The following is a 12,224-nucleotide window of genomic DNA, read 5'->3' on the forward strand; positions in this document are numbered from 1 at the left end:
TCCCCTTCGCGTCATTCGCCGGTTTTCACCGGCAAGAATCGAACGGCGTCGACGATCACGTACCCGTCGGTGAGCTGATTACCGATCACGACGCGGGCCGGTTGAGCGGCATCAAAGCGGAATCGCCCCAGCGAGCGGAAGGCGTCTTCGATCGCCGGCTTGTTCCGCTGATTGAGCGTCAGCGAATCCGACCCATCGGCATGGGTGACCTGGACCGGAACATTGGTCGCCCGATTCTTGTTCGCCGGATAAGCCAATTGCACGTCGTAGGTTCCGGCATCGAGCTTGATTTCAAACGTCGCGCGGGAATTGCCTTTGTTCGTATTGGAATCATGCAGATAACCCGTCAAGAAATGCGGACCATTGGCTTGACTGGTCTGCCATGAACCGTCCAGTTTCGCCGAAGTGTTGTCCAACACGACCCCGGAAAAATCACCGGGACGCAACCCCGCGCCGCCGCTGTCGCTGCCTTCGTACTCGAGCACCTGCCCATCGGCTACAAGCCGGTCTTGCAACGCTTCATAGCGGACGTCCTGAACGTCGGTTCCATTTTCGATCGCCAGCACGGCTGCCGTTGCCGCACTTTGACCGAGAATCATGAAGACGGGTTCCATCCGGATCGAGCCGAACGCGATGTGCGAACTGGAAACGCAGACCGGTACCAGCAAGTTGGTGCAATCGGATCGCCTGGGGACCAAGGAGTCATAGGAGATCTGGTACGGACCGCCGGTCGACACACCGATATCACCTTCGTTTTGCACGTGCCCCTGGGGCGTGATGTAGCGTTGGACGTTGTGCGAATCGATGGAGTAGGACCCCATTCCGACGGACTTCGGCGTCGCACGTCGTTTTTGCAACTCGTTTTCCGTCATCACGTACTGGCCGATCATTCGCCGCGCTTCGCGGACATAGATCTGGTGCGGCCAGTTGCCGTTGTCGGTGAATTCATCCGCGGCCAAACCCCACGATTGCATCTTCGTGCGAATCTCGTCGGGTACACGCGGGTCGGTGACATGAAAATACAGCCACCCTTTTTGATACGTTTCGTGCTCGCGAATGATCTCGCGGCGGCGCTCGTAGGAGGCGTCGGGATAGTCGTAATTGAATCCGATGTTGTCGGTGCTCATCGGACCATGGTTGTTCGTGTCGGTCTTTCGGTTCGGAATCGGATCAAATTTGCGAAACGTCTGATCCCAGCCGGCCTGATAAATCCGCGCGAGCAACTCGTACTGTGATGGGTCGTAACCGTCGGGCTTGGTAAACGGGACCCGGTTGTCGGGATGATCGGTCAAGCACATTCGAAAGCAATAGGCTTGAACCCGGTGATCGGCGGCACCTTTCTCGCCGGGCGGATCGGCGCTGATCCGGGGCAGAACTCCGCTGCCGGGGTCTCCGGGCGTTTGGTACGGACTGATCGGTGGCAGATTGCCGAAGTGATGCTGGTGGTGCAAGACTCCGGTTTGCACCCCGTTCCAGTTTTCGCCGTACTGCGCACTGGACTCTCGTCCGACGTGATACGGGACGCCGGCGGCCGCCAGCAGATCCCCTTCATAGGTGGCGTCCAAGAACACTTTGGCGCGATAGGTTTCCCCATTGAGCATGCGGATCGAGACAATCTTACCGTCCACCACTTCGACGCCCGATTGGCGGTCGAGCCAGCGGTCGCGGTGCACCGGGATGTTGTACTCGCCCACGTAGTCTTCGAAGACTTTTTCGGCGACGTGGGGCTCAAAGATCCATTGCGTCCGATTCTCGCCGTCGATCGCGCGATTGCCCTGTCCCTTGTTGCCGTAACTGTCTTGGGACTGCCATTTCCACGCTTCCGGTTTTTGGTATTCCAGATAAATTCGATGATAAAAATCACGGGCCAGTCCGCCGATCACTTCTTTTTTCCCCGTGTCGGTCCATCCCAGCCCGCCACTGGAAAGACCACCGAGGTGCTTGTCGGGACAAACAAGGACGACCGACTTGCCCATCTGCTTGACCTGTACCGCGGCGGTCACGGCTGCCGAGGTTCCGCCATAAATCACCACGTCCGACGTGGTCGGCTCGGCGGCAACCGCCAAACCCCTGGGAAGAATTGCGAGAACCAACGCGATCAAGAATTTCGTTTTCATGGGGGGGATGTCTTGGTGAAATGACGACGGGAATGATGGGGAGTCGCGGTCCAGCGAGTCGAGCGAATCAACGCGTCGGGTCGGCCCGGGCAGGGAGAGTTTAGAAGGATGGTAGTTTAGTCAATCATCAGGTACGACGGACCAGCGTCAACGAATCCGCATCCCGGCGGATTTCGATGGCACCGGGCAACGTCAACGCATCGGGTCCGCGACCAGAGAGCATTTCGAAAACCCGCGTCCAATGAAACTGGCCCATGTCCCGGAGCGGCCATCCCGATCGTTGCCAACACCGCCGCAGTGCCTCGATCGCGACGGCTTGGTCCCCGAGCGGTTTCGCGGTGGGCCCCATTTCCGCCTCGCCGCCGATTCGATCCAAGCGTCGCAGCGTGAGCGGTTTTTCCCGAATCTGGACCGCCGCCAACCAGCGATCGATGACCGGCTGCAAGGCGTCCAGCCATTGGCGTTGGCCTTGGATCGCGCGGGCAATGGCGGGAACGGCCTGGGGGAACTGGGCTTGCATGGTCGGCAGCAACGCGTTGCGAATCCAATTCCGCCGATAGGTGTTGGATCGGTTCGAGGCATCATCCCGCCAAGGAGCATCGATCGACCGCAGGGCGTCGCGAATCTGGTCGCGACCGAGGTCGAGCATCGGTCGCGCGATCACAAAATCGCTACCGGAAGGGTCGTCCGAGAAGGGGCGAAAGGGCGCGATCCCCGCCATCCCCGCCGGCCCGGTTCCACGCATCAGCCGATACAAGACGGTTTCAACGTTGTCGTCGCGAGAATGGCCCAGGGCAAGGTAGCGGGCGCCGTGTCGCCGCATGACGGTGCGAAAGAACTCGCGGCGATCGTTCCGCGCGGACGCCTCGTCTTGCTCCGCCGCCTGGCCACACTCCGTTTCCAGCGGCACCGCGAGTTGCTCCGCTAATTGGCGGACAAATTCGGCATCGGCATGAGATTCCCGGCCGCGAAACTGGTGATTGAAATGAGCGACGACGATGAAGCCCCGCGGCGGCGAGTGGGCGGCGGGATGGCGGACCGATTCGACCAGCGACCGCAGCAGCGCGACGCTGTCGGCACCCCCGCTACAACCGACCACGACGCCCAGATCCCGATAACGCGACGCCGGCCACGCCGATTCGATCGCGTCGCGAACATTCTGCCAGGGAGATGGATTTGTCATGGAACCGTGGGCTGGAAAAAGCCGGTCTGGCGGTCTGTCCGGCCGGTCGGCTAGTTGTAAAAAACAATCCGATTCGGGGGGAGCCCGGAGAGGCTGCCGTAGAATCATGGCCGACAATCGCAACCGGTGTGGTTGCCAAACCAACCACCCACGGCGAAAGGAAATTTGGTAGGATCTTCGTCGAACCGTCGCCGAGTTTTTCACCTGCGATCGTCACCTCGTCGACCGGTCTCCTCCATCCACCTGAGCGTAACTTCACGAGCGTGACTGCCCGAGCGTGACTGCGCAATTCATATGCTATCCGAGGCTCCCTTGCCCCACGTCCTGCCCCTCGCGTCATTTCTCGACGAACTTTTCTTTCTGTATTCACTCGCCGGCGTTCTAGCCGGTGCAGTGTTGATGATGGGGTATCAACGCTGGAAAGCCGCCGCCTACAAGATTCGGCTGGCGGAAAAAGCCGACAAGTTGATGGACGAAGCGAATCGCGAAGCCGAGGCGTTGAAGACACAGATTCTGCTGGAGGCCAAGGAAGAATCGCTGGAGATCAAGACCAGGGGAGAAGCGGAACTGACCGAAGCGCGGCGGCTGCAAATGAGCCGAGAGCAGACGCTCGATCGACGAGCCGAACAGTTGGACAACCAGGAGGCGGACTTGCGCAAACAGCAACGCGGTCTGGAAAACAGCCAACAACGGTTGGACGCGGGACTCAAATCGCTCGCCGAACAACGCGACGAGCTGAAATCGCTCGAACGCAAGCAACGAAAGGTTCTCGAAGCAGTCTCGGGGATGACCCGAGCCGAAGCCGCCGAGCAATTGATGAAAGCGCTCGACGACGAACTGGAACACGAACGCGGGAAACTGTTGCTGAAGAAAAAGAAGCAGATCAACGAGACGATCAAAGAAAAGAGCCGCGAAATGCTGCTGACCGCGATCCAGCGGTACGCCTCGGCCTACACCGCCGACTCGACGACCAGCACCGTCGACGTTCCGACCGACGACATGAAGGGCCGGATCATCGGCCGCGAAGGCCGCAACATCCGAGCGTTCGAAAAAGCCACCGGCATCGACGTGATCATCGACGACACCCCGGGCGTGGTGATCGTCAGCGGGTTCGATCCGGTTCGCCGCGAAATCGCCCGTCGCTCCCTGGCCAACCTGATCGCCGATGGCCGCATCCATCCGTCAAAGATCGAAGAGGTCGTCGAAGAAACCAAACAACAGATCAACGAGCTGATCATTCAAAAAGGACGTGAGGCGGCAGATGAAGTCGACGTCCCCGGACTGAGTGACCGGCTGATCGAAATGCTGGGCCGACTGCACTTCCGAACCTCGTACAGCCAAAACGTACTGCGGCACAGTGTCGAAGTGGCGTTCCTGTCCGGGATGATCGCCGAAATGCTGGGGATGCGCGGCGACGTGGCCCGCCGCTGTGGATTGCTCCATGACATCGGAAAAGCGGCCGATCACGAGCTGGAAGGCGGCCATCCGAAGATCGGTGCGGACCTGCTGCGACGCCACAACGAAAGCCCCGAAGTCGTACACGCGGCACTGGGACATCACGATGAAATCGTCGTCGAACACCCCTACACGATGGTCGTTGCGACCGCGGACGCCTGCAGCGCCAGTCGCCCCGGTGCGCGGCGCGAATCGCTGGAACGCTACATCAAACGCATGGAAGAACTCGAATCGATCGCGCGACGGTTCGACGGTGTACGCGAAGCCTACGCCATCAGCGCCGGCCGCGAACTGCGGGTGATCATCGACAGCACCACGACCAGCGACGAACAAGCCGCCGTCGTCTGTCACGAAATCGCCAAAGCCTTCGAACGCGAACTGTTGTACCCCGGTGAAATCAAAGTCACCGTGCTCCGAGAAACCGCCTTCACCGAAGTCGCCAAGTAGGCCTCACCTCGCTCCCAGGCTCCGCCTTGAGAACGCAAGGTAGGTGTGGCTCCGCCACACGCGGACGCCGGCCCGAAGGCGGGGCCAGGGCTGCGCAAAATCGCCGTCTCGCTCCATCGCTAAATTTCTGCCGAATCGATTCTGCGATGGACCCTCGATGAGCAGGGAGCGGTTGGGCATCAAACACACGATTGACATCAGCCGATTCGCGCAAGCGTTCGGGCCTCGCCAACAACGGAGGGCCCGTAGGCTGGCGCCAAACGGCTGATCCCACGAAGCCCCCAAGGGAATGGAAACCGCCAAAATCCTGCGAATGAACGCACGGACATCCCGTTCCCAGGCGGAGCCCGGGAACGAGAGTCCATTAAACGGACTTCTGATAGATCGCTGTCAGCAGCGCTTCGGTGTCTTTAAACTTCTTCTTCGTGGCCAACGCTTCATCGATCAATCGCCTCGCTTCGGCCTCGGCGTGACCGAGTGTGATCAGCGCGTCAAATGTCTCGCTGACGACGCGGTTGCTTTCCGAATCGGTCTCGCCCGCCGGGCCGGCTTGGTCGACCATCAACGCAAATCGCGGCATCTTCCGCCTCAATTTTGCGATGATCCGCTCGCTGGTCGCCGGTCCGATTCCCGGCAGCGCCGACAACCCCTTGGCGTCTTGCTGCTCGATCATCACCGCAAGCTCTTTGACCGGCCGGACCATCGCGCGGAGCGCCTTTTTCACGCCGACACCGTCCACGCTGCAAAATAGGTCAAAGAACTGACGCTCGGGCTCGGTCGCAAACCCGACCAACCGCGGCGTCAACCGTCCGCCACCCTGCGCGTTGCCTTCGATGTAGTCCATCGTGTGCAAGCGGATCGATTGACCGACCTTGGATTGCAACTGCCGGCGGGTGTAGTCGCCGACCAAGACCTCGTACTCGAAAGGTGCCGACTCGATCGCGATCGATGACTCAGTCACTTGGGTCAGCTTTCCGGCGATGTTCAGAATCACGTGTGGTGCCGTTTAAAAGGGGGAAAAAACTACTCGTTCCCGGGCTCCACCTAACGCGGTGAAGCATTGATTTCCTGTGCCTGACGAGGTTTTAGCGGCAGGGCGCAAGCCCTCCGGTTCCTCATCTTTACCAAAACACCGGAGGGCTCGCGCCCTACCGCTAAAAATGCTGGGAACACCCTGTCATGGAGACTCCCGCCTCGGGGTCGTCTACCGCGTGTGGCAGGAGCCACACCGGCCTTGAGTTCCATGGCGGAGCCTTGCAACGAGGCAGCTCTGGAACGAGGTTCATCGAGTCGCTCATGCCAACAGCGGATTATGGCTGAGGTGGAAACCGCACACGGCGATCGCCAAGGCGTCCGCGACGTCGGCCGGCTCGGGGACCTCGGCAAGATTCAATTGCAATTTTACCGCCAATTGAATCTGATGCTTCGGGGCGTGCCCATTGCCCGTCATCACTTTCTTGACCTTCGTCGGTTCGAAGCTTTTGACGGCAATGCCGGCGGTGCCCGCGGCCAAACAGATCACGCCTCGAGCGTGCCCCATCAGGATGGCCGTTTTGGGCCGCGAGTAGTGGGAGAACAATTGTTCGAGCGCGAGAAAATCCGGCTTGTGCTGCTGCAACACCTCCGTGACGCCGGTGTGAATCTCCATCAGCCGCTCCTCGATCGACGCTTTGGCTTTGCTGCGGACGATCCCGGCTTCGATCAACTGGAATTGCCCCCGGCTGACGCGTATGACACCGTAACCGGTCGTGTTCAGTCCCGGGTCGATGCCCAGAATCGTGACCGGCGGTTGGCCGGCCGCGGCGCCGCCCAGTTTGACCGCAGCCCGCGAACTCATGAGGTCAGTTCCCAACTGGTGCCATCCTTCTTGTCCAACAGGGCAACGCCGAGTTCGCCGAGTCGATTGCGGATGGCATCACCGGTCGCATAGTCCTTGCGCTCACGGGCTTCCTTGCGAAGATCGATCAGCAGGTGAATCGTCTTGTCGAGCAACTCCTGTGCGACGTCATCACCTCCGCCGGCGACCGGCGGCTTGTCGAACAACCCCAACACGTTGGTCAACTCTTTCATCGATCGCATCGCGGCGATCAGCGAGACGACATCGGGCGAGGACGCATCCGCCCCGGCGGCGAGGGATTTTTCATCGATGAATCGATTGAGCAACCGTAACCCATCGAACAGCACGCTGATGGCGGCTCCGGTGTTGAAGTCGTCGTCCATCGCGGTGATGAACTTTTCCCGCAGCTGGTGCACCTGCCCGAGCAAGGCATCCTTTCCGGGATCGAACTCGCCGCCGACACGTGTTTTGGCGGGTTTCAGATCGCCGTCGCCGTAGAAGGAGATTCCGGAGATCTCTTTGAAACGATCAAACAACCGATAAAAACCGTCCAACGCCGCGCCGGCTTCTTCCAGCCCTGCTTCGCTGTACAGGATGGTGCTGCGATAATGGGTTCGCAGCAGGAAGAACCGAATCCGAGTTCCGGTGTGGCGTCGGATCAGCGCGCTCAGGCCGCCGTCGCCCTTGGAGCGACTGATTTTTCCCGCGGCTGCTTCTTCGGCCGATTCTTCGCGATCACCCTTGCCGCCCAGCTTGCCTTTGCCTTCGGACCGCATCAGGCCGTTGTGCATCCAGTACTTGACCATCGGGGCATCGTGGCAGCAGCCGCTTTGGGCCAGCTCGTTTTCGTGGTGGGGGAACATCAGGTCCAGCCCGCCACCGTGGATGTCAAACGTCGTGCCCAGGATCTCGTGGCTCATCGCCGAGCACTCGATGTGCCAGCCGGGTCGGCCGCGGCCCCAGGGGCTGTCCCAGGAGATTTCGCCGGGCTTGGCGGATTTCCAGAGCGCGAAATCGCCGGCGGAGCGTTTTTTCGCCGCCGCCTCGCCGCCCTCACCCTGCTGATCATCGACGCTGCGGTTGGAGAGTTGGCCGTAATGGGGGTCTTTAACGACGTCGAAGAAAACGTCTCCATCGACTTCATAGGCGTGGTCTTTTTCGATCAGCCGCTCGATGAACGAGATAATTTGGGGCATGTGGTCGGTCGCCCGCGGCATGTAGTCGATCTGGTTGACGCCCAATTCGCGAAGGTTGGCCATGTAGTCGGCCGTCATTTCCGTGGCGATCTGAGAAACCGGAAGCTCTCGCTCTTTGCTCTTGTTGATCAGCTTGTCGTCGACGTCGGTGATGTTCACCACCCAGGTCGGCTGGTAGCCGCTATACCGCAGGTAACGTTTGACGGTGTCAAAAATGACGGGACCGACCATGTGACCGATGTGGGATTCGGCATAGACGGTCGGGCCACACAGGTAGATCCCGACGGCGGGCGGAGCGATCGGCTCGAACGGCTGTTTGGTTTTCGTCAGCGTGTTGTAAACACGAAGTTGGCTGGCTGGCTTTGTCACGGTGGTCGGCGGGCAAAATGGAGTGACTCGAGGAAAACGCGAATTGTAGGGACGCAAGCGGATCTCGCCGAGCCCGATTCGCGACACACGCCTGGAGCAGCTGGGGAAGGAAGCACAAATGGCAAAACAATGGGGGCAAAACAATGCCAACAGCGGCGAAATCACCTCGTCATTTTGCCACCCCGTGATTTTGCCCCCATCGTTTTCCCCCCATCGTTTTGCCCCCATCGTTTTCCTCCCATCGTTTTGCCCCCATCATTCAGCCAAACCGCCCGCTCCACTTGCCTCCGCGTCGCAAGAAACCGCGGCCCTCTCCAGGTTCCCGGTGCCCCTCTCATTGACCAAACCGCTTGTCGCAAATAGATTTACGCCCGCTTGGCCGGACCGAGGTGAAATAAATCGGGCACTTCGGGCGAATTGCGACCGCGATTCGCGGCACCACCATGCCGAGCAAGACGCCCCCGATGGCTCCCGAGTGACTCCTAAATTCTCCACGAGCTCAAGCGGCGTCGATAGACGTAAGTCCTTGTTTTGACTGCGGATAGCGACGAACCCACCGCCTGCTCACGCCCCTTCTGAGACGGTTTCGATAGAGAACAACCATGGCGAACAAGATGGTCTATTACTTCGGTAAAACAAAAACCGAAGGCAAAGGCAAACCCAAAGCTCTACTCGGCGGAAAAGGACTGAACCTTGCCGAAATGACCTCGATCGGACTCCCGGTCCCCCCCGGTTTCACGATCACCACCGAAGTCTGTGACCAGTACTACAAGGCCGGCAAGCAATTGCCCGCGGGCCTGATGGACGAGGTCGGCAAAGCGATCAAGAAACTCGAAAAAGAACTCGACAAGAAGTTCGGCGACGACTCCAACCCGCTGTTGGTTAGCGTCCGCTCCGGAGCGGCGGTCAGCATGCCCGGGATGATGAACACCATCCTCAACCTGGGGCTCAACGACATTTCCACCGAAGGCTTGGCCAAGGCGACGAAAAACGAACGCTTTGCCTACGACGCCTACCGCCGTCTGATCAACATGTTCGGCGACGTCGTGATGGGGATGGACCACCACCAGTTCGAAGTCGCATTCGACAAAATCAAGAAAAAGTACAACGTCTCCGATGACACGGAAGTGCCGGCCGAGGGCCTGAAAGAACTGTGCGAGGCTTACAAAGAAGTCTACAAGGAGCACACCGGCGAGATGTTCCCTCAGGATCCGGTCGCACAACTGGAACTGTCGATCGAAGCCGTCTTCGGCTCCTGGAACACCGATCGGGCGGTCAAGTACCGCGAGATCGAAGGGATCCGCCACCTGCTCGGGACCGCCGTCAACGTCCAATCGATGGTCTATGGAAACATGGGCGACGATTCGGGCACGGGCGTCGCATTCACGCGAAACCCCAACACCGGCGAGAACAAGTTTTACGGCGAGTTCCTGATCAATGCTCAGGGTGAAGACGTCGTCGCGGGGATTCGCACCCCGCAACCGGTCGCCGAAATGCCCAAGTGGAATCGCGCGATCCACAAGGAACTCCTGGAGGTCAAAAAGACGCTCGAGAACCACTACGCCGAAATGCAGGACATCGAGTTCACGATCGAACGTGGCACGCTGTACATGCTGCAAACGCGAACCGGCAAACGAACCGGCATCGCCGCGGTCAAAATCGCCTGCGACCTCGTCAAGGAAGGGCTGATCGATCAAAAAGAAGCGGTCATGCGAGTCGACCCGAACGCGCTGACGCAGCTGCTGCTGCCCAGCTTCAAAACCACCGCCCGGAATGCCGCCGAAGTGCTTTGCAAAGGCATCAACGCGTCGCCGGGTGCCGCCGTCGGCAAACCCGCCTTCACGGCCGAAGAAGCCCGCGAACGGAAAGACGCCGGCGAAAGCATCATCCTGGTTCGTCGCGAAACCAGCCCTGAAGACGTCGATGGCATGAGCGCCGCGGTCGGCATCCTGACCAGCACCGGCGGGGCAACCAGCCACGCAGCTGTCGTCGCCCGAGGCTGGGGCAAGTGCTGCGTCGCAGGTGCCTCCGACGTCGAAATCGACGAAAAGAAAAAACGCATGAAGGTCCACGGCCAAACCCTGGGCGTCAACGACGTCATCAGCCTGGACGGAACCACCGGTGAAGTCATGCTGGGTGCCGTGGAAACACAAGAGCCCAAGCTGTCCGGAGATTTCGCCAAGCTGATGAAATGGGCCGACGAGTACCGAACGCTGGCCGTTCGCACCAACGCGGATTCACCCGCCGACAGCAAGCGAGCTCGTGACTTCGGCGCCGAAGGCATCGGACTGTGCCGTACCGAGCACATGTTCTTCGAGCCGGACCGCATCATCCACATGCGGTCGATGATCCTGGCCGAAGAAGAAAAAGAGCGACGTCAGGCACTGGCCAAACTGCTGCCCTTCCAACGCAAAGACTTCGAGGGCATCTTCAAAGCGATGGCCGGATTGCCCGTGACGATCCGCTTGCTTGACCCGCCGTTGCACGAGTTCCTGCCCCACGAATCGGCCGCTCAAAAAGAGATGGCCACCGAACTCGGCGTCAAGGCATCGGACATCAAGAAACGCATCGAAGCGCTGCACGAAGCCAACCCGATGCTGGGACACCGGGGATGCCGCTTGAGCATCACCTATCCCGAAGTCCTGGAAATGCAGGTCCAAGCGATCACCGAAGCGGCGATCAACTGCGGCAAGAAAAAGATCAAGGCTCACCCCGAGATCATGATTCCGCTGGTCGGAACTTACAAAGAACTCGCACTGCTGCGAAAGAAGGTCGAGGAGACGATTGCCTCGACTGTTGCGGCGAAGAAGTTCGACGGCGACCTGGATATCTCGATCGGAACCATGATCGAAATCCCCCGTGCCTGCTTGACGGCAGACGAGATCGCCGAGCACGCCGACTTCTTCAGCTTCGGCACCAACGACTTGACCCAGATGGCGTTCGGCTACAGCCGCGACGACATCGGCGGCTTCCTGCCCGATTACCTGGAACAGGAAATCCTGGATGTCGACCCGTTCCAATCCCTGGATCAAACCGGTGTCGGACAACTGGTCGAACTGGGTGTCACCAAAGGCCGCTCGACCAAGAAAGCCCTGAAGATCGGCATCTGTGGCGAACACGGCGGCGACCCGAGCAGCGTCGAGTTCTGTCACCGAGTGGGACTGAACTACGTCAGCTGCAGCCCCTTCCGTGTCCCGATCGCCCGACTGGCCGCCGCTCAAGCTGCGATCACCAACAGCTAGCACGCAGGCACCCCCTCAGCGTCAACAGAAGACCCGGCTCTTTCAGCCGGGTCTTTTTTTATGGCTCTTCCGCCGCAGATTTCAGATTTCAGATTTAAAAATCAGGGTGCGCGACTCGCATGGCACAGGCAAGCGTGTTGGTGTGCAGGCTTTAGCCCAATACCGCTAAGTTAACATGAATGAGGGGGCCCGGACGCTGGCGCGAACCGGCTGATGTCAAACGAATATCAGCCGTTTGGCGCGAGCCTACGGGCCCTCATCTGAAGAAACGACGCTTAACTTAGCGGTATTGGGCTTTAGCCGCCCAGTCTCGCTGCTTCGCAGCGACCGGGAATCGCCTAAAGGCTAGACACCAACGGTTGCTGAATACCGTTTGAT

General features: G+C 59.7%; 7 protein-coding genes. 2 read left to right on the plus strand and 5 right to left on the minus strand.

Going from position 1 to position 12,224, the window contains the following annotated elements; all coding sequences use genetic code 11:
- Positions 1-11: 11 nt before the first annotated feature.
- Both NZK35_RS03495 and tilS read right to left on the minus strand, forming a co-directional pair.
- A complete protein-coding gene (locus tag NZK35_RS03495; RefSeq protein ID WP_259631214.1) occupies positions 12-2,117 on the minus strand; it encodes an FAD-dependent oxidoreductase in 2,106 nt (701 codons plus the stop codon).
- 127 nt (positions 2,118-2,244) lie between these two features.
- Positions 2,245-3,300, minus strand: a complete 1,056-nt coding sequence (tilS, locus tag NZK35_RS03500; RefSeq protein ID WP_259631215.1) for a tRNA lysidine(34) synthetase TilS — start codon at positions 3,298-3,300, stop codon at positions 2,245-2,247.
- 312 nt (positions 3,301-3,612) lie between these two features.
- Here tilS and rny point away from each other — a divergent pair, with 312 nt between their 5' ends.
- Positions 3,613-5,202: a ribonuclease Y gene (gene rny / locus NZK35_RS03505; protein ID WP_407699761.1), complete on the plus strand. Its 1,590-nt coding sequence runs from the start codon at positions 3,613-3,615 to the stop codon at positions 5,200-5,202.
- A gap of 364 nt (positions 5,203-5,566) precedes the next feature.
- Here rny and ruvA read toward each other — a convergent pair whose 3' ends face one another.
- From ruvA to cysS, 3 genes are all read right to left on the minus strand, one after another.
- Entirely contained in the window at positions 5,567-6,196 is a 630-nt protein-coding gene (ruvA, locus tag NZK35_RS03510; RefSeq protein WP_259631217.1) for a Holliday junction branch migration protein RuvA, read from the minus strand.
- Positions 6,197-6,496: 300 nt separating this feature from the next.
- The gene (gene ruvC, locus NZK35_RS03515; RefSeq protein WP_259631220.1) at positions 6,497-6,976 is read right to left on the minus strand and encodes a crossover junction endodeoxyribonuclease RuvC; all 480 of its coding nucleotides are present in this window, start codon (positions 6,974-6,976) and stop codon (positions 6,497-6,499) included.
- A 59-nt stretch (positions 6,977-7,035) separates the two neighbouring features.
- Positions 7,036-8,604 (minus strand): cysteine--tRNA ligase, encoded by a 1,569-nt coding sequence (gene cysS / locus NZK35_RS03520; RefSeq protein WP_259631218.1) that lies wholly within the window; start codon positions 8,602-8,604, stop codon positions 7,036-7,038.
- Positions 8,605-9,206: 602 nt separating this feature from the next.
- Here cysS and ppdK point away from each other — a divergent pair.
- Positions 9,207-11,846 carry a pyruvate, phosphate dikinase gene (gene ppdK / locus NZK35_RS03525; protein WP_259631219.1) on the plus strand — a complete coding sequence of 880 codons (2,640 nt, stop codon included), beginning with the start codon at positions 9,207-9,209 and terminating at the stop codon, positions 11,844-11,846.
- Positions 11,847-12,224 lie beyond the last annotated feature (378 nt).

It is taken from the genome of Stieleria sedimenti (assembly GCF_025060895.1).
In the GTDB taxonomy this organism is placed as follows: Bacteria; Planctomycetota; Planctomycetia; order Pirellulales; family Pirellulaceae; genus Stieleria; species Stieleria sedimenti.

Excerpts from the sequence above, each read along its gene's own strand:
- NZK35_RS03495 (WP_259631214.1), bottom strand. The coding sequence starts at position 2,117 with ATGAAAACGAAATTCTTGATCGCGTTGGTTCTCGCAATTCTTCCCAGG.
- tilS (WP_259631215.1), bottom strand. The coding sequence starts at position 3,300 with ATGACAAATCCATCTCCCTGGCAGAATGTTCGCGACGCGATCGAATCG.
- ppdK (WP_259631219.1), top strand. The coding sequence starts at position 9,207 with ATGGCGAACAAGATGGTCTATTACTTCGGTAAAACAAAAACCGAAGGC.